The organism is Marivita sp. (genome assembly GCF_020055635.1).
In the GTDB taxonomy this organism is placed as follows: domain Bacteria; phylum Pseudomonadota; class Alphaproteobacteria; order Rhodobacterales; family Rhodobacteraceae; genus Marivita.
Map to the genome: position 1 here is coordinate 1 of NZ_JAIPUT010000008.1, position 21,919 is coordinate 21,919.

Genomic DNA, 21,919 nt, shown 5'->3' on the forward strand with positions numbered 1-21,919 from the left:
GCCGTCCGGGAGAAAGGGGGGACAGGATACATGCCGCGCCGAACCATCTGACGACGCCCAAGCTTTCCCTGGTCGAGTTTCCTGGACGGGCGGCGCGCCCGGCATGCGCCTGTGTCGCGGGCCGCAGTGACATTGATCGTCCGCGCCGATGGGAACCAACCATCGCGTGGCCCGACGCGGATTGACCGGCAAACAGCTTCTCGAAAATCGGCTTCGACCATATCCGCGACATATGCGGCCGCGCGGGCCTCGAGCTGCACGGTGCATCGTGACCCGCGGACACCCAGAAAAAAGGACCGACAGGATGCGTGACCAATCGCAGGAACCCATGTTCACCGCCAAAGCGCGGCAAAAGCGGCTAAGCGCGGCACAGGTCGCTGCGCCCGAAACCCAGCGCGATGTGATGCGCCGCGCACAGACCGACAAGGACCGCAGACCATGGGCCTGAAAGAAATGTTCAATGTCCGGTCGCCGTTCTTTGCCCCGAAGGGGCGCAGAGTGGCCGTCTGCGCAATCGCGTCGGGCTGGGCGCTGTTCGAACTGGCGAATGGCAATGTCTTCTGGGCCGCCGTGACCGCAGCGGCGGCGGCCTGGTGCATCTACGAGTTTTTCGTCGTCTTCGATCCGGAGAACTACAAGGATCCCGACGATGGCTGATATGCTCGGGAACCCTTTGGCTCACGCGGCAAGGGGCATCAGATCACCCAAAGCGACGGCTGGCGCTCTGTCGGGTTCTCGCTCCATCGCCTGAATCGCGGGCGCGGGTCAGGGCTCGGATTTGGGCTGGCGCATCACCAGAGATTGCGCCGTGTAAACCAGGATCGCGATGCCGACCGCGCCCGCGGCCGCGATGCCGAGAAACACGATCACATCCACCGGACCACCAAGATCGGTGAGCTTTGAACTGGTCATCACCAGCACGAACCAGACCGCAGCGATCGCGCCGATGGGCATCGACAATTGCGCCAGCAGGAACTTGCGCCACGAGATGCTGTGATCGCGTATAAGCACGTAGAGATAGGCCATTGTCACAAGCGCCGCGACGACGACCATGGCCCAGAAAAGCCCGATGCCGAAGATTTCCTCGAACACGGCCAGAATGGTTCCGAATGTGAGATCTTTCATGATGTGTCTCCTCAGGCCCGACCGCGCAGCATGGCATTGTAGGTGGCCTTGAGCGCCACTTCCTTCATCAGCCAGCTGATCCAGAGCTCTTCCAGCGGGGCGATGATGCCGGGAAAGGACGGGACAAGATTGTTGTGGTAATCGAACTCGACCAGCATCGCCCGGCCAACGCGGGTGATCATCGGGCACGAGGTGTAACCGTCATAGGTTTCGGTGGCCTCGCGGCCCTCAATGGCGGCAAGGATGCCATCCTCGACCACGGGCACCTGCCATTTGACCGATGCCGCGGTCTTGCCCTTGGGCACACCCGCCACGTCGCCCAAGGCCCAGATCGTGTCGTAGCGCAGGTGCCGCAGGCTGGCCATGTCACACTCGACCCAACCCTGATCGGTCCATTTGTCAGCCCAGCTCAGGCCGGACTGGCGGATCACCTCGGGGGCGCGCTGCGGCGGGATGACGTGGATGTAATCATAGTCGCGGGTCACGCTGCCGTCAGGCGTGTCGAACGTGGCGGTCCTTGCACCGGCGTCGATGCCGCGCAGGACATGCGAATAGGCCGGCGTGATGCCCCGGTCCCCGAACAGCATGCGGACCTTCTCGGAAACGATCGGCACGCCGAACAGGCTGTTGTTGTTGGCCATGTAATGCACGTCGAGCTTGCCGCGCGTGCCCACTGTGCGGGCGATATCCTCGATCAGGAAGGTGTGCTTGAGCGGCGCGCCGGCGCATTTCATCTCGGTCGCGGGGCGGGTGAAAAGGCCCACGCCGCCGGTTTCCGTATAGGCCTGCGCCGCTTTCCACGTCGCGGCGGCGTATTGCGGACCGGCATACAGCGCGCCGATGCCGTTCTGTCCCACCATGTCGAGAGAGAAGCCTTCGATCGCGTCGTGATCCAGCACAAGCCCCGGTGCGACGACCAGGAAATCATAAGCCACGCTTTGACCGCTCGCCGTGGTGACGGTCTTTGCGTCCGGATCGATCTCGGCGGCGGCCTCGGCGATCAGGGTCACAGTGTCGGGCAGCCAGTCGGTTGTCTTGGTCACGACGTAATTGGCGGGTTTCAACCCGGCGGCAACCAGCGACAGGCCGGGTTGGTACAGATGCTCGACCCGTGGGTCGATCAGCGTGATCTCGGCCCCGTCCAGTCGCGTCACCAGCCGGTTGGCCAGCGCGGTGCCCCCGGCGCCTGCACCGATGATGACGATCCGCGCCTTCGTGGCAACCTGCGCCCGGACATCGCCTGGCGCAGCCAGCGCCGCCGCAGCGGCACCACCAGCGGCAAGCCCGAAGAACTGGCGCCTTGTTGCGGTCAGCTTGGTCATGGGATCCTCCTCGGGATATACATTCCTGCCGTTGCATATGACATTTCTGAGATGCAGGATTTGATATGTATCAAACCCATCAAGAACCGGCCCGCCCCGGCCGGTTGGCGGGGCGGGGGCTGTCTGATGACGGATGTCAGTAGCTGGCGATCCGCGCATTCGGCGCGGTCATGGCAGCCGCCATGGCCGGGGGTTGTGCCACGGTGACACCCTCCATCAGAACATCGGCCTGCGCCCCCTTGCCGGGCAGATAGATCGCGCAGACCTCGATCTTTGCGTTCGGCAATTCGGCGATCTTGGACAGAAGTCCTTTCGGGCTCATGTCGCGCGGCGGTTGCGGGGCTGTGGCAGAGGCCGGCGCGTCTTTCAGCGCGATGTCTCCGGCGGGGCCACAGAGCAGGATATGCTGCGCAATCCCCTGCTGCGCCGATGACATGGCCAGCACCATTGCCATCAACTGGGTCTGCGGCTCGGGTGCGGTCAGGATCGTCACCAGCGTGTCAGGCGCGTCCTGCGCCAGGGCCGGTCCGGTCAGTGTGATGGCCGCACATGCGGCGAGGATCAGGTTTTTCATCTGTTTTTCGTCCTTTTCAGGTTGCTTGAAAGTTGAGCGTTGGGTGTTGGACCGCTTGCCACGGGCAGGAAGACCGCCCTGCCGACCGGCATGTTGACCGGCGTCCGGCGCGACGGCGATGCGACCCACGGGCGTGACGCCGTTCCTTCCCTTTGGCCGCGGTAGGCACAGCGAAAGGAAAGCACAGACCGGCCTAGAGCGATTTCGTGGAGAAATACCAATCCTTGGTGTCATAGCCTTCGGACAATCGCGCCTCGGCAGCGGCGGCCGTTTGCGGTGTCGGGACGATCACATCCTCGCCCGGTTTCCAGTTTTCCGGCGTCGCTACCTTGTGGGTGTCCGAGGTCTGCAAGGCCTGGATGAGCCGGTAGAACTCATCAACCGAACGCCCATTGGTCATCGGGTAATAGACCATCGCACGCAGGATGCCCTCGGGGTCGATGATGAAGGTCGCACGAACCGCCTGGGTGTCCGATGCGCCGGGCTGGATCATGCCGTAGGCCTGCGCCACCTTCATGTCGAGATCGGCAATGATCGGGAAGGGGATGTCGATGCCGAAAGTGTCCTTGATCGACCGGACCCACGCGATATGGGCGTAATGACTGTCGATCGACAGGCCCAGAAGCTGCGTGTCGAGGGAGGCGAAATCATCGGCCCGGCGGGCGAAGGCGGTGAATTCGGTGGTGCAGACGGGGGTGAAATCTGCCGGGTGCGAAAACAGGATCAGCCATTTGCCGCGATAATCGGCCAGCGTCTTGCGACCATCGGTGGTCAGCGCGTCGAACGCCGGAGCGGGTTCGTTGATGCGGGGAAAGGCCATTGCGGTGGCGGCGGTCATGTCGGTGTGAGCGTTCATCTTCGATCTCCTTGTGGTCTGTGAGTCGACGATAGGCGCACTGGTTATATTCTGGAAATTGAATTAAAAGGAGATGGTGATCTGGAAAATCGATAAGCGTGACCCCCATGACAACCCTGCGGCAGATGCGATTTCTCGTGGCCCTCGCCGAGACCGAAAATTTCTCGCGCGCAGCCGAGCTTTGCAACGTGACCCAATCCACCCTGTCGACCGGCCTGAAAGAGATGGAGGCCCGGCTTGGCGTGAAGGTGGCGGAACGCAGCACCCATTCCGTCCTGATGACGCCGGTCGGACAGACCCTTGCCGACCGGGCGCGCGATATCCTTGCGTGCGTCGCCGATTTCGAGGCCGTCGCACAGGCCGAGCTGTCTGCCGGCATGACCCGGCTCAGGCTTGGCGCCATCCCGACAGTGGGTCCGTTCCTGCTGCCGCGCGCCGTGCCGAGGCTCAGGGCGGCGCGGCCCGACATGAAGATTTTCATCCGCGAGGAATTGACCGATGCGCTGGTGGCCGGCCTTCTGGACGGACGGCTTGACCTGATCCTGATCGCGCTGCCGCATGACTTGCCGCCGCAGCTACAGACCGAGCTGCTGTTCGAAGACGGCTACAGCCTTGCCACACCCCGCGCGCATCCTCTGGCGAACCTGTCGCGGATCGACGGGTCCGATCTGGCGGGGCGCGAATTGCTGCTGCTCGAGCGCGGCCATTGTCTTCAGAAACACGCCTTGTCCAGCGTTCCGGGTGTCGCGCTCGAGGAAGACGCGTCGTTTGCGGCGACCAGCCTGCCGACGCTTGTGTCGATGGTCGAAGAGGGGCTCGGCATCACCCTGTTGCCGGATCTCGCCACCGATGCGGGCCTCGCGGCGGGGCACGACCTGCACCTGTCAGAGCTTGCCGGCGCCAATCCGCGCCGCGTGGTGCTGGCCTGGCGGCAAAGCACCGCCCATGCCGATCTCTTCCGCGAGATTGCAGAGACCTTGCGCCGGGCCAGAGCCCGCTATCTGGACAAGCGCGCCGCGTCCTGAGCCGGGTTGAACCTGCCGAAGTCCGGGCGTGGTCCAGGCGGTGGCCGGTCGCCGGATCGAAGAGGTGCGCCTGACCGTCCTGAACGCGAAACCGCATGTCGCCGCCCACGCTGGCGAACGGGTGGACACCCGGCAGGCTGATGGTGAACTGTTCACGGCTGCCCGCGATCTTGCCATGCAGAAGCGTGTTGGCGCCCAGCGGTTCGGTCAAGCGCACCGAAACCTTCTGTGTCAGGGACGTGTCAGAACGAAATCCGGTGAAATTCCAGACCGTTGGATGGCACTGGGTACGTCACTATCCGCAAAGAAACCATATCCGGCAATCAGCGCCGACCGCACGCCGGCGGCCTGCGCGCCCAGGATGTCGGTATGCAGGCTGTCGCCGACCATCACGATCCGGGACCGGTCGATCGGCCCAAGCCGGGCGAAGGCCAGATCATAGATATTCGCATAGGGTTTGCCGAAGAACCGTGGCACCACGCCCGTGCTTCTGGCCAGGCGATGCGCGAAATATCCCGGCTCGACCGAGAACCCGATGTCGCGCGGCGCCACGATGTCCGGGTTGCCGACAAGAACCGGACGGGGCCTGGCCTTCAGGGCGCGCTCCAGCCGGGTTTGCCGCTCTTCCGTCCAGGTCGCGCTGCCGATCAGAAGAAAGCCCCCGGCCTGCTCATAGGCGTCCGGATCGTCCAGCAGTTGCGTCGTCCGCACGGTTCCCAGATCGTCGAGCCCATCGACATCGCCCCCCATGAGGCCCCAAAGCCTGTCGCCTGCGCCATCCAGCGCCCCGGCAAGCGATTGGCGACTGGTGACGATATCCTCGGGTCCGAACGGGTATCCGAGACGCCGGTATTTCCCCACCAGACTGGTCAGCGGGACGCTCGCGGCATTCGAGACGACAAGCACCCGCTTGCCGGACGCGATCAGGTCGGCGACCCGCTCCTGCACACCCGGTATGGCCTGTTCCCCGATGTTCAGAACCCCGAAGGCATCCAGCAGAAAGGCGTCGAAACGATCGCTCAGCGCCGAGAGATCCTCGAGGTAGACGGCAGCGGTTGTGGCAGAGACGACCGGCGGCAAGACCTGCCGCACGGCCTCGTATTCGGCGAACGCCTGGTCTGCGGTCATCGAGATCAAATGATCGCCCCCCGGACCTTGGCCGACACCCACTCGCCCAGAACGACGGCGACAAGAATGACGATCAGGATGAGGCTCACCTGCGGCCAGGCCAGCACGTTGAGCGAGGCCGACAGCTGCAGCCCGATGCCGCCCGCGCCGACAAGGCCGAGCACGGTGGATTCCCGGATGTTGATGTCCCAGCGGAAGACCGCGATACCGGCGAAGGCGGGCATGATCTGCGGCACGATCCCGTAGGCCATGACCTGCCAGCGGGACGCACCGGTGGCGGTGATCGCCTCCACCTGCGCCGCGTCGATCTCCTCGATGGCCTCGTAAAGCAGCTTGGCGCAAAAGCCGATGGACCGGATGGCGATGGCGACGACCCCGGCAAAGACGCCCGGGCCGATGATCGCAATCAGCAAAAGCGCCCAGATCAGCGAATTGATCGACCGTGTCGCCACGATGATCAGCAGCGCGACAGGTCGGACGAACAGCGCCGACGGCGTCGTGTTGCGCGCTGCCAGGAACGCCACCGGAACGGCAAGGAACAGGGCGATGATCGTGCCCAGCGTCGCAATGTTGAAGGTGTCCCAGATCGGGCGCCCCAGTTGCGTGATGTATTCCCAGCGCGGGGGTGTCGCACGGGTCCAGATGTCTTCGGCGATCCGCGGCGCGTCCCAGACGAAGAACCATGTCGTCGAGTCCGATATGCGTTGCCAGCACACGACAAAGACAGCGACGCCGATCAGCCACCCGAACCAGCGGATCAGGCTCTGGCCGGTGGTCCGCCTGCGCCATTCCCGGACGCCGTTCACATCCTCGAGCACCGGCATTACTGCACCCTCGCGCGAATGATGCCCGACAGGTATTCGAGCGCCATCACGATCCCGATGATCAGGAGCAGGATCGCGGCGGCGGTATCGTATTCATACCGATCGAAGGCGGTGTTCAGCGTCGCCCCGATGCCGCCGGCACCGACGAGACCGAGAATTGCACTTTCGCGGAAATTGATGTCGATGCGGTACATCGACAGGCCGACAAGACGGGGCATGACCTGCGGCTGAACGCCGTAGTTGATCCATTGCGTCCAGCGGGCGCCCGATGCGCGGATCGCTTCGGCCTGCACCCTGTCCATCGACTCGATGTCCTCGGCCAGCAGCTTTGACAGGAATCCGATCGTGGCGAAGGACAAGGTCAGAAAACCTGCAAGCGGGCCGAAACCGAAGATTGCGACCAGCAGGATCGCCACGATGATCTCTTGCAGGGCGCGGCTGATGGCAACGATGCCCCGGCAGATCAGGTAGATCGGCATGGGCGCGATATTGCGGGCCGCCCCGAGACCGATCGGGATCGAGATCAGGATGCCGACGACAGATGCCGCCACCGTCATCACGATGCTTTCCAGCAGCCCGCTCCAGATATCGCCGGCCCGCGAGACGAAGTCCGGTTTGGCAAAGGCCATGATGAACTGGCCGCCACGGTCCAACCCGTCGTAAACCCGGGACCAGTTGACGTCGATCGTCATGAAGGCGGCGATCAGGTAGGCGATGAACCCCAGGATCAGCACCCAGCGGAGCAGGGGGTTTGGCACGAAGCTGGGCTTGCGCCATTTGGTTCCCAGCATGTCGTCAAGTTCGCGATGGCTCATTCCGCGGCCTCGATCTCGTCTTCTTCGTCCACCTTGGCGATTGTCGCCTCCCAGTCCTCCTCGCCGTAGATTTCGGTCAGCTTGTCGGAGGTGAGACCGGTCGGCAGCCCGTCATAGACGATCTCGCCAAAGCGCAACCCGACGACACGCGGCACGAACATCTGCGCCAGGGCGACGTCGTGAATGTTGATGATCGCGGCAAGGCCGCGCTCCTGACACAGCTCGGTGATCAGGCGCATGATCTGGCGGCTGGTCTTCGGGTCCAGCGACGCGGTCGGTTCGTCCACCAGCAGGAGCTTGGGATTCTGAATCAGCGCGCGGCAGATCCCGACCCGCTGGCGCTGACCTCCCGACAGTTCGTCGGCGCGCTTGTCCGCCATGTGCAGCAGCCCGACGCGATCCAGCAGGCGAAACGCCTCGTCCACATCCGGTTGCGGATACTTGCGCAGGAAACTGCGCCAGAAGCCGACATAGCCCAGGCGTCCGGACAGGACGTTTTCCATCACCGTCAGACGTTCGACCAGCGCGTATTCCTGAAAGATCATCCCCATCTCGCGCCGCGCCTTGCGCAACGCGCCGGAGCCCAGTTTCGACAGGTCCACATCGTCAAGCAGGATGCTGCCGCCGGTGGGTTCGACCAGCCGGTTGATGCATCGGATCAGGGTCGATTTTCCGGCTCCCGACGGACCGATCAGGGCAAGGACCTGACCTTTCGGCACCTCGAGGTCGATGGATTTCAGGGCCTGGTCCCCCGTCTTGTAGGTTTTGACCAGCTTGTTCAGGCGCAGCATAAAAGACCCCTCGCAAGGGTTGGTGACAGGCCCGGGGATGGGCCTGTCGATCAAGGGCTAGGCGGTTATTCGCAGGCGTAGCTGACGCCGTTGGCCGCGTCGATCTGACGGATGACGGCCCAGAACTCCTTGTAGTTCATCGGCAGGAACTGGCCTTCGTTCGACTTCGAGAATTCTTCCTCCAGCGACGTGCCTTCCCACTGGAAATTGATGAAGGCATCGCGGATCTGCTCCTGCAACTCCGGCGTCAGGTTGTGCGCGGTGCCATAGCCCGTCGTCGGAAAGGTCTGGGATGTGTAGATCGACACGATCTGGTCTTCGGTGACGACCTCGCGTTCGGTCATGCGGTGCAGCACCGAGTTCGCGATCGACGCGGCGGGATAGTCCTTGTTGGCGACGCCCAGGATCGAATTGTCGTGCTTGCCCGAGAAGACCGGTTCGAAATCGCGTTCGGCGACCAGATCATACTCGGCTTTCAGGATCGCCGAGGGCGCCTTGAAGCCGGAATTCGACGTTGGCGAGGTGAAGGCCAGTTGGCCGCCCTTGATGTCCTCGACCTTTTCGATGCCGCTGCCCGGATAGGTGATGATTTCCATCTCGTAGCCGAAACTGCCATCTGTCGCCGCCATGAGCGCGAAGGGGCGGAATCCGGCGCAATTCACGGCGAGCGGATTGGACCCGGTGTTGAACCCGGCCACGTGCAGACGGCCCGACCGCATCGCTTCGATCTGTGCCGCGTTGCTTTGAACGGGGAAGAAGACCACTTCCTTGCCGGTCACCTCGGACAGGTGGTCGATGAAATCCGACCATGCCGTCGCATAGACAGCCGGGTCTTCGACCGGCGTATAGGCAAAGACGAGCGTATCCGGATCGACCAGGTCGCCTTCATCCGTCGGGATATCCGCGATCAGGTCGCCATCCGTGTCGCAATACCGGTCATCCAGCGCACCGCGCGGACAGTCCTGCGCCGAGGCCGTGGCCCCGAAAGACAGCAGGGCCATCGCGGATGCGCCCAGAAGCAATGTGATATTCAGTTTCATGGTTTCCTCCCAGTTTTTGTTTCTTATCTAGCCAGCCGGTCCGGCCACGCAGATTTCCACTTGTGCCGCTTCCAGCGCCGCAAGAAGCGTCCCTTTCGGTCGCGCATCGGTGAACAGGGTCGACAGGTCCTGCATCGCGCCGGCCCGCGCAAGGCCCGCGATTGCGAACTTTTCGGAATCGATCAGGACAGCGCGCACCCGCGCCCGGCGCAACATTTCGCGTTTGACCGCCGCAAAGCCGCGTACGGTTTCGGAAATGCCCTCCTCCGACACGCCCGACGCGCCGATCATGCACCGGTCGACCCGAAAATTCCGAAGAAATTCCAGAGTTTCCGTGCCGATCACGGCGCCTTCCGCCGATTGGTATTCACCCGGGCACAACATGACGTTCGCGACTCCATGGCCCAGCGTCATCGCCACGGGCAATGAATTGGTGATCACGGTACATGCGACACCGCGAAACGCCAAAGCCTTTGCAAGCTCGATCGTGGTCGAGCCGGAATCGATCATCAGCGTCTCGCCCTCCTGAACCGAGGCCGCCGCGATCCGGGCGATCCGCGCACGCTCTTCCACGCGGGCGGATTTGCGTTCGTCCAGGCTGGGATAATGTCCCTGCGACGGCGCGGACGCCCCGCCATGGGCGCGGTCGATCAGCCGGTCTTTCGCAAGCGCGTCGAGATCCCGTCGCAGGGTCTCGGGCGAGACATTGAAACGCTCTGAAAGGGCACTGATCCGCACATGCGGCCGGAGCTTGAGTTCAAGCAGGATCTGTCGACGTCGCTCGGATTTCCTGAGCTTTCCGCCGGCCGTCCTGGGCCCGTTATCCAGCATGATCTGTTCCGACACGCGACTCACTCCCTGATCTGGAAATTGTGGCTATTTCTTCGTTTTTGCAAATATTTTGTTGGATTACCCTCGTTTTGGCTTCAGCGCCGATGACGGACCGAGGCCGGCAGCTTGTCGATCGTCACACATCCGCGCCTGATCGCCGGTGTCGGGTTCGCAAGCAAACAGGCAGGGCGCGGCCCGTGCGTGATTGTTCTTGCTTTTTCAAAGGCGCGTATCATAGTTCGAGAACGCGTCTTACAATTCAAGATTGATCGATCCCATGCACGTGGACCGCCTGATATCCCTGCTCGAAGTCGTTGCCGTCGCCGGGCGGCCCGTATCGGCGGTCGAGATCCAGAAGGCGACGGGGCTGCCCAAGCCGACGTGCTACCGGTTGATCCAGACGCTTCAGGATCACGGGCTCGTCGAGGCACCATCGAAGGACGGGCGTGTGGTCATCGGCGAGCGTCTGATCCGGATCGCCTTGCTGGGCAAATCCGACGTGGATGTCCGGCGTGCCGCGGCGCCGTTGCTCAAGGCGGCGGCGGTCCAGTTCAATGAAACGGTGTTCCTGTCGCGGTTTCGCAACGAACAGGTCGAGATCATCCATGTCGAGACACCCGTCGACCCGGCCCGCGCCTATATCAGCCCCGGCCTCGGCGTGCGCCCCTTGCATGCCTGTTCCTGTTCCAAGGCGATCGCGGCCTTTGCCGAACCCGAGTTTCAGGCCCGGATCATCAGCGGCAGCCTCAAGGCCTATACCGAACACACCAAGACCACCGAAACCGAGTTGCGTGCGGAATTCGACCGGATTGTCGCGCAGGGTTTTGCGGATTGCGACCAGGAGATCGATATCGGCATCGCCAGCGTCGCGGCCCCGGTCTCGATCGGCAATATCGGCGCGACCTTCAGCGTGGGGGCGGTGGGCCCAATCCGGCGCTTCGGCAGGACCTATCGCTCCGAAATCGGTCGCAACCTTGTCGATTTGGCCAGCCGCGTCAGCGGAGCCATTCAACTGTGCAACGTGGCCGAGGTTTGAGGAGACCTCGGCCCGAGCCGAAGAAAGGAAACACGTCACGACGGCCCGTCAGGGACCACAACATTCAAGGGAGGAATTCACATGACTTTGCGACCTGATCCGACATTCCATGCCACCGCCCAACTTGCCATGCAGGCCCCCGTGGAGAACTATGCCTTCACGGTGATGCTCAGCCCCGACGGCGCGCAGCCCGACGGGATCGCGGTGATCGATCTCAACCCCGGTTCCGACAGCTACGGCACCATCGTGCATACGCTGTTGATGCCGAACAAGGGGGACGAATTTCACCATTTCGGATGGAACGCCTGTTCGTCCTCGCTGTCGCCGCTTTCCGGTCATGCCTTTCTTGAACGGCGCTACCTGATCGTGCCGGGCATCCGGTCGTCGCGGATCTACGTCATCGACACCAAGGATCCGCTGGACCTGAAGATCCACAAGATCATCGAGCCCGAGGAAGTGTTTGCCAAAACCGGCTATTCGCGGCCCCATACCATCCATTGCGGCCCCGAGGGCATCTATGTCTCGACCCTTGGCGGCGGTGGCAAAGACGGCATCGATGGGCCTCCGGGCATCTTCATCATGGATTGCGAAACCTTCGAGATCATCGGCCAATACGAAATGGACCGGGGCAAGCAGGACAAGCATTACGATTTCTGGTGGAATCTGCCGCAGGATTACATGGTCAGTTCGGAATGGGGCCTGCCGCCGCAATTCGAAAACGGCATCGTCGCCGAGGATCTTCTGTCCAACAAGTACGGCCATTCGATCCATTTCTGGGACCTGCGCAAGCGCAAGAACATCCAGACCATGGATTTCGGCGAGAATTACCAGATGGCGCTGGAAATCCGGCCTGCCCATGACCCGAAGAAATCCTACGGGTTTTGCGGTGTCGTGGTGGACACCACCAACCTGCAAGGCGCGATCTTCACCTGGTGGCGCGGCGAAGACGGCACCTGGCAGTCCAAGAAGACCATCACCATCGACCCGCGCCCGGAAGACCCGGCCAATCTTCCGCCGCTGTTGCAAGGGTTCGGGGCCGTGCCGCCGCTGGTCACCGATATCGACCTCAGCCTTGATGACAAGTATCTGTATGTCGCCTGCTGGGGTCTTGGCGAGATGCACCAATATGACGTGTCGGACCCGATGAACCCCAAGCTGACCGGCAAGGTCGAACTGGGTGGCATCGCGCGCGGCACCAAGCATCCGGGTGGGGGTGACTTCGCCTTCGGCCCCCAGATGGTCGAGATCAGCCGCGACGGAAAGCGGGTCTACTGGACCAATTCGCTCTATTCGACCTGGGACAAGCAGTTCTATCCCGATCAGGAGGGCGGCCAGATGGTCATGGCCCGTGTCGGAGAAAACGGCGGGCTGACGCTGGACACGGATTTCTACATCGATTTCCCCAAAGGCCACCGCGCCCACCAGATCAGGCTCGAGGGTGGAGACTGTTCGACCGACAGCTTCTGCTATCCCAACGTCTGAATGGAAACCGATGCAAGCACGTTGACGGCCCTCTGGGGGGCCGTCATCTTTTCCGGTTTCTATCACGGGATCAATCCCGGCATGGGCTGGCCGCTTGCCGTGTCGGCCGGGCTGATGGAGGGGCGTCACAAGGCGATGGTCAAGGCCATCCTGGCGCTGGCGCTCGGGCATCTGCTGGCGATGCTGGCGATCCTGCTGCCGTTCTCGATGATGACGGCCCTGATCGACTGGGAAACCGAAATCCGCATCGGGGCCGGAGCCTTGGTGGTTGCTGTCGGGATCTACCTGCTGATCAATCGCAGGCACCCGAGGTTCCTGGCGCGGGTGCATCCGTCCAGGCTGGTGCTCTGGTCGTTTCTCGCGGCCATGGCGCATGGGGCCGGGTTGATGCTGGTGCCGATTTACCTGGGCATCTGCGGGGTCGATCCGGGTGAGGGCGGGCACGAAGCCGCGCGGCAACTGATGGGGCAGAACGTGGCCTCGGCCTTCTTCGTGGCGCTGGCGCATACATTGGCGATGACCCTGGCGGGCGGCGTCATTGCCGCCGCCATCTATTTCTACTTCGGGCTGAAATTCCTGTCGCGGACGTGGTTCAACCTCGACATCCTCTGGGCGCTGAGCCTGATCCTCGTGGGGTCCTTCGGGATCTATTTTGCCCTGCACGGCCACTAAGCGCGCGCGCACATCCCCGTTCGGCCGATGCCGCCAGACGAGGCTGATCCTGTCGGCTGCACATGCCATCGGCTAGAGGCGCGGCGTCACTCCGAGGTGGTCGCAAGCCCACGCATGAAGCACGTCGCAGGCCTTGCCGAAATCCGCGAGATCCATCGCCTCGGCCGGGTTGTGGCTTCCGTTTTCGTTGCGGATGAACAGCATGGCCGACGGGATGCCCTGATCGGCGAATGTCGCGCAATCATGCCCGCCGCCCGAGGGCAGGTCGAGGGTCTCGATGCCGCGGCTCTGCGCCGCCGCGACCAGCCCGCGCCGGAGTCTGCCATCCATCGGGGCTGCTGCTGCCTGGGTGAAGGGGCCAAGGTCGATCCGTACGTCCCGGCGCTCCGCGATGATCCTTGCCTGCGCCTGCACCCAGGCCTCGAAGCGGTTCAGAACGGCGTCGTCCTGGCTGCGCACATCAATCGTGAAGGTCACGAGGCCAGGCACCTTGGTGATGCCGTGCAGCGCGGTGTCCGTGCTGAATTCGCCCAGCGTGAGAACCATGTCGTCGCCCCTGGCCTCGACCGCCAGCCAATGGGTTTCCATCGCATGGGCCAACTCGGCCCCTGCCAGCACGGCGTCCCGGCGGCTCTGGCGGGGCACGCCGCCGGCATGTGTGGTCTCGCCCTCGATCCTGCAAAACCTGTGCCGGATATTGCCCCGGATCGCGGTGACGATCCCGACAGGGCGCTTCGCTTCGACCAGAACCGGGCCTTGTTCGATATGGACCTCGACAAAGGCCGCGATGCTGTTCCGGTCAAGCAGCGGGCGCCCGTCGCGGATCGCCTGCGGATCGAACTCCGCTTGCGTCATGTGGTCGGCCAGGCTGCGCTTGGTGTCGCTGCGGCGCACGCGGTCGGGGGCGTCTTGCGGCAACAGTCCAAAGGCGGCCCGGCTGCCAAGGTAGTGTTCGGGAAACCAGATCATCTCTTCCGCGCGAATGGCCATCAGGGTGACATCGCAGGGCGGTTGCGGCCCGCACGCCAGCCGCTCCAGCAGCACCAGCCCGGCAAGAACCCCCGCTGCACCGTCGAAATTCCCGCCATGAGGCACGCTGTCGAGATGCGAGCCGGTCATCAGCACAGGCGCGTCGCGATCCGTTCCGGGGAGCGTGACGTAAAGATTGCCGATGGCGTCGGTTCGCGTTTCCAGACCCAGCGCGTCGGCCTCGCGGCGGATCATCGCATGGGCCGCGTCCTCGATCGGGCCAAAGCTCGCACGTGTCACACCAGGCGCGTCGGCGCTCATCTGAAGCAGTTCGTCGAACAGCCGTTTCGCACGGGCGAGGGGCGTTCTGCCGGTCACGTCGTCGCCCGTCCGACAGTGATCCGGGTGCAAACCCTTGTGCCGGCGGTCCTGCGTGCGGTGATGATCCGAGGCGTCATGCCTCGGGCGCCTTCACGCGGCTGGCGGGATGTCCTGTCCGGATGCGCGACCGGATCTGGCGGATCGCCTCTTGCGTGCCGTCGATGATCGGGACCGGGCAACGCGGTGCGATCCGTGAGGCAAGCCCCGCAAGCGGCCCACCTCCCATGACGATGCTTCTTGCGCCTTCGGTCACGCAGTCGTTGCACAGGTCCAGCAACCGCAGGAACCGATCATCCGCGACCGACGCGGGATCTCCGGGCAACGGCTCCGGCAGCGCGGCCACCCGCAACAGGACATGCCCGACACCGTGCTCGATGGCCTTGTCACGCAGGGGCGGAGCGACCTCGGGCGCGAAGGTGACGATGGCAAAGGAGCCGCCGATATGGCGCGCGGTCTCGAAGGCCGCTTCGGCGATGCCGATGACCGGAATGTCGGGCCACAGGGCGCGCACCTCTTCGGCCCCGGTATCTCCGAACGATGCCAGAACGATCCCGTCCGGGCGTTCGGGATGCCGGCGAATGGTGGCGACCACGCCGCGCGCGGCCTCGACCCCGTCCTGAGCCGTGACGATCAGGTCCGGCCCGAAGGCGGCAGGCAGGGTGATGACATGCTCGCCGGGCTGCGCCGCGGCCTGGGCAGCCAACGCGATCCGGTCGGTGATGCCCTGCGACGTGTTGGGATTGACCACAAGCAGCCGCATCAGACGATCACCGACGGCAACCAGAGCGAAATCGCCGGAAACAGGTTCACGAGGACAAGCGCTATCAGCATGGCGCCGATGAACCACAGCATCGACGGGATGATCTTGGCAATCGAGATCTTGGCGATTGCGCAGGTGATCAGCACCACAGATGCCACCGGCGGGGTCTGTTGCCCGATGCCCAGGTTGATCGTCAGGATCAGGCCGAAATGCACCCGGTCGATGCCCAGCTGATCCGCCAGCGGCAGAAAGATCGGCACCAGCATCAGGATCGCCGGAGTGCCGTGAATGATCGTGCCGGCCAGCAGGAAGAACACGTTGATCGCCAGCAGGACGACCCAGTAGCTCTCGGAAATCCCCAGGATGGCCTGCGCGATTTCTTGCGGGATGCGCTGGTTGGTCAGGTACCAGCCCAGCAGGGTCGAGGTCGCCACGATGAACATCAGCATCGCCGACCGCTTGCCCGCCACCCGCAGCGTGTCGATCAGCGTGCCCATCCGAACAGTGCGGTAAACCAGCGCCGCCAGTACGATCGACCAGAAGGCGGCGATGGCGCCCGCTTCGGTCGCGGTGAAGATGCCGCCAAGGATGCCGACAAGAATGAGGATCGGCAGGGTCAGCGGGATCGCCGCGTCCTTGCCGGTTTCCGCCACCCGCTTGAGGGAAAATTCGCCCTCGGTCGGATACCCGCGCTTGACCGAAATGACATAGGCGGTGCCCATCAGCAGGGCGCAGACCATGATGCCCGGCAGGATGCCCGCCGCGAACAGCTCCGCGATCGAGGCATTGGCGACATAGGCATAGAGGATCAGGTTCAGCGAAGGCGGCACGATGATCGCCATCGTGGCCGAGGTCGACGTGACCGCCGCTGCAAAGGCCGCCGGATAGCCGCGCTTGCGCATCTGCGGGATCATCACCGATCCGATGGCGGCGGCATCCGATGTGGCGGTGCCCGAGATCTCGGAAAAAAACAGCGATGTCAGGATGTTGACATGCGCCAGTCCGCCCCGGATATGGCCGACCAGCGAGGCCGCGAAGGCGATCAGCTTTTCGGCGATCTTGCCCTGGTTCATGATTTCGCCCGCGATCATGAACAGCAACGCCGCGACCAGCAGGTAATTGTTGGCGCCACCAAAGGGGATCAGCCCGATGATCTGCGGCACCACCGCCGGATCAAGCAGGATCATCGTGGCGGCTGTCACACCCAGCACGAAGGCGATCGGCAACCCTGCAATCAGCAGCACGAGAAGCAGGATCAGGATCATCCAGCCGGGATCAAGGAACATCAGGCGTCACTTTCCGGAAGAAGGTCATCAGGCGCGATACGCCCGGTTGCGATGCCGACAAGGCGCACCGCGCAGAAAATCGTGATGAGCAGACCGCCCACGGCCATCGTGCCGCGAAACAGCATCATCGACAGATCGACCGAGATCAGGGTCCGTCCCGCGAAACTCAACGCGGCGATCCCGCCGTACCACGCCATCAAACCGCCGAAGCCCCCCATCAGGATCAGGTTGATTCCCGTGACCACGCGCTTGAGCAGGGGCGACATGACCCGCAGGACCGCGTCGAAGCCGAGGTGTTCGTTGGTTCGGGTCAGATACGCTGCACCGATGAAGGTCAGCGCGGCCAGAATATGCGCCGGAAGCTCTTCGCCCCACGACACGCTGTCGTTCAGGACGAACCGGGCGAAGACCGCCCAGTTCAGAAGGATCAGCAGAAGTCCCGCCATGGCGATCACCAACGCGTCGAGCACGGCTGTCGTCCAGCGGTCGAGGATGTCGATCAGATGCGCCAGGCGGTCCATCACCGGTTTCCCTACTCGATTCCAAGCGCAGCCTTGGTCGCGGCGATCATGTCTTCCCCAATCACGTCGACGAAGGTCGGGCTGGCATAAAGCGGGGCAGCGGCGGCCTGAAACGCGGCAAAGTCGATCTCGTTCACCGCCAGTTTGTCCGACAGCGCCGCGATGGTCTCGGTATCGGTGGTCTCGCCCCATTCAAAGGTCCACGGTGCCACCTCCCGGGCCACGCTCAGAACCGTGTCTTTCAGGGCCGGATCGAGACCGGCAAGGAACGGCTCCCCGAAGACGAGGAAGGTCGGAAGATAGACGTGGTTGGACAGAGACATGTAGCCCTGCACCTCGAAAAGCTTGGCCGTGTCGACGACATTGGCGGGGTTTTCCTGACCGTCGATGGTGCCCTGATCAAGCGCTGAATAGACTTCGCCAAAGGACAGCGGCGTGGCGTTGGCGCCCAACGTGTTGAACATCTCGACGCGCTGCTTGTTCGTCGGGGTGCGGATCTTCAGACCTTCGAGGTCGGCGGGCACGACGATCGGGCGCACCTTGTTGGTGATCTGCCGGAACCCGTTGTCCCACATCGCGGCAAGCACCATACCTGTTCCGTCAAACCCGTCGGTCAGCATGTCGCCTGCGGGGCTCGCGGCGAAGGTCTGAACGGCGGCGCGGTCTTCGAACAGGTAGGGCAGGTCAAAGATCGCCGTGCGTGTGTTGATCTGGGACACCGCCGATGCCGACAGCGACGCATGGTGCGTGCCAAGGGTCAGGCCCTGAAGCACGTCCTCTTCCTTGCCCAATGTGTTGGACATGAAGATCTGGACGTCGATCTCCCCAGGCGCTGCCGCTTCGAGGCGGGTTTCGTATTCCTGCAGGAACACATGGGCGAAGGATCCGTCCGGCAGGGATGAATTGATCTGCAGCACGGTCTGGGCCGAGGCGAGGACAGGCAGGGTGGCGATGGTGGCTGCCAAGAGCAGATGATGGGTCATGGTGCGATTCTCCTGATCGAATGAAATAAAAACCTGGGTGATGTGAAAACAATTTTTCCCCAATTTCATGATAGGAAAAAACCTTTTCCCATCCGGCAGGCCGGGATTCCTGACGCCTGCATAAAATCTGGGCGTTTGCTGCGGGGGAAAGATCGGCTTTTGACCGCCGGTGAATCGGGCGTCACGGCGCGTTGCGGCTAAAGTTCCTCAAGACGGTCATGCATGTCCTCGATATGCCCCATCCGCTGACGGCCCTCCGGCCCCGACAGTTCGAGAGTGCGCGCGGCCAGCAGGTTGCAGACCGCCATCACACCGACATGGTTCAGCAACGGGCCCGCAGAGGTGGTCGCGCAGGGAAGGTGCCACCGCGCGGGCAGGGCCTCCATCGAGGGCACATCGCCCAAAAGCGCGACATGTGCTCCGGTGGCGATGGCGGCCTCGGCCAATGTCCAGGCCATCTTGGGGTTCCGCCGCAGCAACAGAAGGATGACCACGTCCTCCGCGGCCATGGTGGCCACCGATTCCGCAAGCGTCTCTCCGGGTTTGGGAAGCACGCTGACATGCGGCAGGACCTGCTGGATCTGCCAGCCAAGATAACTGGCCAGCGGATAGCCCGCACGGAACCCGGCCAGCCAGACACGCCTGGCCGCATGCAGGGCCTTGGCAATGTCATCGACGGACTCCGAGGCGAGACCTTCGTAGGTCGTGTCGAGGTTCAGGCGGGATTGTTCGAGATGCTGCGCGACCGTGCCGGTCCTGGCGTCCTGCGCCGTCCCGAACCGCAATAGCGCCGAGCCGGTGCGCCCTTCTTCGCGCACCGCCTTTCTGGCCTCGTCATAAGATGCATAACCCAACTTGCGCACGAAGCGCGACACCGTCGCATTCGACACCTTGGCAAGTTCCGCGATCTCGGATGCAGAATAGCCGGCCATGTCGCCGGGAAAATCAAGCACCGCTTCGGCCAGACGACGTTCCGTCGGGTGCAGATCGGGCAGGATCGCGCGAACGCGCGCCATGAAGGTTGTGGGCGAAGGACGTTTCATGCATGCAAATTGCTTTTCCTGGCCGCCAAGGTAAAGCGCGAACTGACCCTGGCCTTGACCGACAAGACAGTCCGACGCGCCACGCTACGCGTTCACGGGGTCGGACAGGCCGGAAAGCGCAAGGTTTCGAATTGGGGCGCGAAGGCAATAAGGGTGAGAACAAAAGTTGCATTCCAACCCCAAACGCAAGACATTCCAGTCATTTGAGGCGGCTGCCCGTTGAATTTGATCGCTGACTCCTGCTGTGATCGTGCCAATTGCAGCGGAAATCGGCGGCGGTTCGGTCGCAAAAGGAATAGAGAATGCCATTTGGAACTGCGATCCTGAAACGCAAGATATCGCGATCTTTCGAACTCTGGCGCAAGGTGATCGCGTTGCTGCGTTACAGCAGCCGCAGGCTTGGCCTGATCGTTCTGATCGCCACCATATTCGAAACGATCTTCACGCTGGCCGGACTCTTTTCCATCAAGTTCGTGGTGGAAAGCGTTGCGACTGCTGAAGATTTTCGCGCCAACGCCACTGAAATCCTGACCGCCGTCAGCCTGGTTCTGGTGCTGATGCTGGCCGGCCGCATCCTTCAGTCGGTGACGAACTATTACAGGGCGGCGCAGGGATATGTCGTCAGCGATTACGTCAACCAGGTCATCCAGGAACGGGCGGTTGCGGCCGATCTGAGTTTTTACGACAGCGATCTTTATTTCGACAGCCTCGAAAGGGCCCGTCAGGCCGGGCCGCAACGACCCGCCGCCGTCATCGCCAACGCACTCAATGTCTTTCGCGGCGGCGTGATGCTTCTTGGGATCACCGCGATCCTGTTTGCCGTGGAATGGCGGTTGCTGCCGGTCAGCCTCGTGGCAGTGGCCCTCATCCTGTATGTTCAGGTGCGCTTCACGCGGGAGCGGTTCAATCTTCAGCGTCAGCTTGTTCCGAAAGAGCGCCGCGCCTTTTATGCGGATTGGCTCATGACGGCAGGATCCTTCGCCAAGGAAATCCGGCTGTGGGATCTCGGGGATTACCTGCGCAAGGTTTTCCTGGCGCTTCGTGTCGAGATACGGCAGGACTACATGCAAATCGAAAAGCGCAAGGCCATGTCTGAGGCTCTGGTCGCCGTAGTCGGCACGTTGCTTTTCGTCTTGGCCGGGGCCTTCATCCTTTACCGCTTTTCCGTCGGAGCGGCGGATCTTGCCGATCTGGTCATGGTGCTTGTCCTGTTGATCCGGGCCGAAGCCGCAGGACGGGATCTCGTGTCCAGCCTGTCACGGCTTTATGACGATCAGCTGTTCCTCAATCAGCTGTTTGCGTTTCTCGAATTGAAGCCGGTCATGAAACGGGAAGGAGCCACAAAATCCGTTCCTGCCGTCACCGAAAAGGGAGTTCGCCTGGAGAATGTGAGCTTCTCTTATCCGGCCACGACGACGCCGGCTCTGGAAGATGTGACTTTGGAAATCCGGCCTGGCCAATTCGTGGCCCTCGTTGGCGGCAACGGATCGGGAAAGACGACTTTGATCAAGCTGTTATGCCGACTTTATGATCCACAGGAAGGGCGCGTTCTCTTCGACGGGCACGATGCGCGCGAATACGACCCCACCGAGTATCGCCGCCAGTTCAGCGTGATCTTTCAGGACTTCGTGCAATTCGCCTATTCCGGCCGCGACAATATCCGCCTGGGTGATATCGAAGGCGAAAGCGACGAAGGGCGGTTGCGCGCCGTATCGACGCTGACGGGCGCCCATGAGGTGTTGACGGCGCTGCCGAACGGATATGACACGATCCTGTCGCGGATGTTCGAGGGCGGGGCCGAACTCAGCGGTGGACAATGGCAAAAGATCGCCTTGTCCCGTGCGATGTTTCCGCATTCGAAATATATCATCCTCGATGAGCCGACCAGCGCGATCGACCCGAATGCCGAGGCTGAACTTTTCGATGGGTTCCGCGGCAAGATGGAGGGGCGGGGAGCGCTTGTGATCAGCCATCGTCTTTCGACAATTCGTCAGGCCGATTACACCTATGTGCTCGAAGGCGGTCGGATCGTCGAACACGGCACACACGAAATGCTCATTGCGCAGGATGGCCATTATGCCGGCATGTTCGAACGTCAGGGGCGCGGGTATCGGGCATGACAATTGCATCGGCGGGACTTGCACGGACCGGACACGCATCAACACCGGACGTTGTGGTGGATCAGTCGGAATTGCCGCAGTCTTCAACTGATTCTCGGACGTTTCGATGGCTTTCGGTAAAACTACCTCAGATTGCGCGGATTTGGCGTGTTTGCGTTAACAGTAGAAAACCTGCGCCGGGAGTCCGAGGCAATTCGGGTCGATCTGCATGGAAAAATGTCAAAAATTGGGCAAAAACGGCTTCGGATGTGGCGTGTGCGCTGGAAAATGTTGTATAGAGAAGTGCGATATTCTAATTTCTGTATGCAATATTGTTAACATTACTGGGAGACGAA

General features: G+C 62.5%; 23 protein-coding genes. 7 read left to right on the forward strand and 16 right to left on the reverse strand.

Annotated features, from left to right (window positions below; translation table 11 throughout):
- The first annotated feature begins 304 nt into the window (after positions 1–304).
- Both LCF60_RS05970 and LCF60_RS05975 read left to right on the forward strand, forming a co-directional pair.
- A complete protein-coding gene (locus tag LCF60_RS05970; RefSeq protein WP_292290382.1) occupies positions 305–448 on the forward strand; it encodes a hypothetical protein in 144 nt (47 codons plus the stop codon).
- On the forward strand, positions 439–657 hold the full coding sequence (locus LCF60_RS05975) for a hypothetical protein (protein ID WP_292290383.1): 219 nt from the start codon (positions 439–441) through the stop codon (positions 655–657). The genes LCF60_RS05970 and LCF60_RS05975 overlap by 10 nt, the downstream gene beginning before the upstream one ends.
- A 108-nt stretch (positions 658–765) precedes the next feature.
- On the opposite strand, the gene LCF60_RS05980 is transcribed toward LCF60_RS05975, so the two are convergent.
- The 4 genes from LCF60_RS05980 to LCF60_RS05995 form a co-directional block, all read right to left on the reverse strand.
- Positions 766–1,125 (reverse strand): DUF5368 domain-containing protein, encoded by a 360-nt coding sequence (locus LCF60_RS05980; protein WP_292290384.1) that lies wholly within the window; start codon positions 1,123–1,125, stop codon positions 766–768.
- A gap of 11 nt (positions 1,126–1,136) precedes the next feature.
- The gene (locus LCF60_RS05985) at positions 1,137–2,447 is read right to left on the reverse strand and encodes an FAD-dependent oxidoreductase (RefSeq protein WP_292290386.1); all 1,311 of its coding nucleotides are present in this window, start codon (positions 2,445–2,447) and stop codon (positions 1,137–1,139) included.
- Between the two features lie 136 nt (positions 2,448–2,583).
- A complete protein-coding gene (locus LCF60_RS05990; protein WP_292290387.1) occupies positions 2,584–3,021 on the reverse strand; it encodes a hypothetical protein in 438 nt (145 codons plus the stop codon).
- Between the two features lie 193 nt (positions 3,022–3,214).
- The gene (locus LCF60_RS05995) at positions 3,215–3,877 is read right to left on the reverse strand and encodes a peroxiredoxin (protein ID WP_292290388.1); all 663 of its coding nucleotides are present in this window, start codon (positions 3,875–3,877) and stop codon (positions 3,215–3,217) included.
- A gap of 107 nt (positions 3,878–3,984) precedes the next feature.
- Between LCF60_RS05995 and LCF60_RS06000 the strand changes: the two genes are divergently transcribed.
- Complete coding sequence (locus tag LCF60_RS06000; RefSeq protein WP_292290548.1) at positions 3,985–4,902, forward strand: hydrogen peroxide-inducible genes activator; 918 nt, start codon at positions 3,985–3,987, stop codon at positions 4,900–4,902.
- Between the two features lie 231 nt (positions 4,903–5,133).
- Here the strand turns inward: LCF60_RS06000 and LCF60_RS06005 are convergent, their stop codons facing one another.
- From LCF60_RS06005 to LCF60_RS06030, 6 genes are all read right to left on the reverse strand, one after another.
- Complete coding sequence (locus tag LCF60_RS06005; protein WP_292290389.1) at positions 5,134–6,030, reverse strand: HAD hydrolase-like protein; 897 nt, start codon at positions 6,028–6,030, stop codon at positions 5,134–5,136.
- Positions 6,031–6,035: 5 nt separating this feature from the next.
- Positions 6,036–6,854 (reverse strand): phosphonate ABC transporter, permease protein PhnE, encoded by an 819-nt coding sequence (phnE, locus tag LCF60_RS06010; protein WP_292290390.1) that lies wholly within the window; start codon positions 6,852–6,854, stop codon positions 6,036–6,038.
- Positions 6,854–7,669, reverse strand: coding sequence for a phosphonate ABC transporter, permease protein PhnE (gene phnE / locus LCF60_RS06015; protein WP_292290392.1), 816 nt, complete (start codon positions 7,667–7,669; stop codon positions 6,854–6,856). The genes phnE (LCF60_RS06010) and phnE (LCF60_RS06015) overlap by 1 nt, the downstream gene beginning before the upstream one ends.
- On the reverse strand, positions 7,666–8,460 hold the full coding sequence (phnC, locus tag LCF60_RS06020; protein ID WP_292290394.1) for a phosphonate ABC transporter ATP-binding protein: 795 nt from the start codon (positions 8,458–8,460) through the stop codon (positions 7,666–7,668). The genes phnE (LCF60_RS06015) and phnC overlap by 4 nt, the downstream gene beginning before the upstream one ends.
- 65 nt (positions 8,461–8,525) lie before the next feature.
- Entirely contained in the window at positions 8,526–9,500 is a 975-nt protein-coding gene (gene phnD / locus LCF60_RS06025) for a phosphate/phosphite/phosphonate ABC transporter substrate-binding protein (RefSeq protein WP_292290396.1), read from the reverse strand.
- Between the two features lie 27 nt (positions 9,501–9,527).
- Positions 9,528–10,346: a DeoR/GlpR family DNA-binding transcription regulator gene (locus LCF60_RS06030; RefSeq protein ID WP_292290397.1), complete on the reverse strand. Its 819-nt coding sequence runs from the start codon at positions 10,344–10,346 to the stop codon at positions 9,528–9,530.
- A 262-nt stretch (positions 10,347–10,608) separates the two neighbouring features.
- Between LCF60_RS06030 and LCF60_RS06035 the strand changes: the two genes are divergently transcribed.
- The 3 genes from LCF60_RS06035 to LCF60_RS06045 all read left to right on the forward strand — a co-directional run bounded on the left by LCF60_RS06035 (position 10,609) and on the right by LCF60_RS06045 (position 13,521).
- Complete coding sequence (locus tag LCF60_RS06035; RefSeq protein ID WP_292290398.1) at positions 10,609–11,367, forward strand: IclR family transcriptional regulator; 759 nt, start codon at positions 10,609–10,611, stop codon at positions 11,365–11,367.
- A gap of 81 nt (positions 11,368–11,448) precedes the next feature.
- On the forward strand, positions 11,449–12,849 hold the full coding sequence (locus LCF60_RS06040; RefSeq protein WP_292290399.1) for a selenium-binding protein SBP56-related protein: 1,401 nt from the start codon (positions 11,449–11,451) through the stop codon (positions 12,847–12,849).
- Entirely contained in the window at positions 12,850–13,521 is a 672-nt protein-coding gene (locus LCF60_RS06045; RefSeq protein ID WP_292290401.1) for a hypothetical protein, read from the forward strand. It abuts the gene before it with no gap.
- Between the two features lie 72 nt (positions 13,522–13,593).
- On the opposite strand, the gene LCF60_RS06050 is transcribed toward LCF60_RS06045, so the two are convergent.
- The 6 genes from LCF60_RS06050 to LCF60_RS06075 all read right to left on the reverse strand — a co-directional run bounded on the left by LCF60_RS06050 (position 13,594) and on the right by LCF60_RS06075 (position 19,464).
- On the reverse strand, positions 13,594–14,868 hold the full coding sequence (locus LCF60_RS06050) for a hydantoinase/carbamoylase family amidase (protein WP_292290403.1): 1,275 nt from the start codon (positions 14,866–14,868) through the stop codon (positions 13,594–13,596).
- Positions 14,869–14,944: 76 nt separating this feature from the next.
- Positions 14,945–15,631 carry an aspartate/glutamate racemase family protein gene (locus LCF60_RS06055; protein ID WP_292290404.1) on the reverse strand — a complete coding sequence of 229 codons (687 nt, stop codon included), beginning with the start codon at positions 15,629–15,631 and terminating at the stop codon, positions 14,945–14,947.
- Positions 15,631–16,917, reverse strand: coding sequence for a TRAP transporter large permease (locus tag LCF60_RS06060; RefSeq protein ID WP_292290406.1), 1,287 nt, complete (start codon positions 16,915–16,917; stop codon positions 15,631–15,633). Before LCF60_RS06060 ends, LCF60_RS06055 begins: the two co-directional genes overlap by 1 nt.
- Positions 16,917–17,438: a TRAP transporter small permease gene (locus tag LCF60_RS06065; protein ID WP_292290407.1), complete on the reverse strand. Its 522-nt coding sequence runs from the start codon at positions 17,436–17,438 to the stop codon at positions 16,917–16,919. Before LCF60_RS06065 ends, LCF60_RS06060 begins: the two co-directional genes overlap by 1 nt.
- Before the next feature lie 11 nt (positions 17,439–17,449).
- Positions 17,450–18,421 (reverse strand): TRAP transporter substrate-binding protein, encoded by a 972-nt coding sequence (locus LCF60_RS06070; RefSeq protein ID WP_292290408.1) that lies wholly within the window; start codon positions 18,419–18,421, stop codon positions 17,450–17,452.
- Positions 18,422–18,618: 197 nt separating this feature from the next.
- Complete coding sequence (locus LCF60_RS06075) at positions 18,619–19,464, reverse strand: MurR/RpiR family transcriptional regulator (protein WP_292290409.1); 846 nt, start codon at positions 19,462–19,464, stop codon at positions 18,619–18,621.
- A gap of 302 nt (positions 19,465–19,766) precedes the next feature.
- Between LCF60_RS06075 and LCF60_RS06080 the strand changes: the two genes are divergently transcribed.
- Positions 19,767–21,584 (forward strand): ABC transporter ATP-binding protein, encoded by a 1,818-nt coding sequence (locus tag LCF60_RS06080; protein ID WP_292290410.1) that lies wholly within the window; start codon positions 19,767–19,769, stop codon positions 21,582–21,584.
- Positions 21,585–21,919 lie beyond the last annotated feature (335 nt).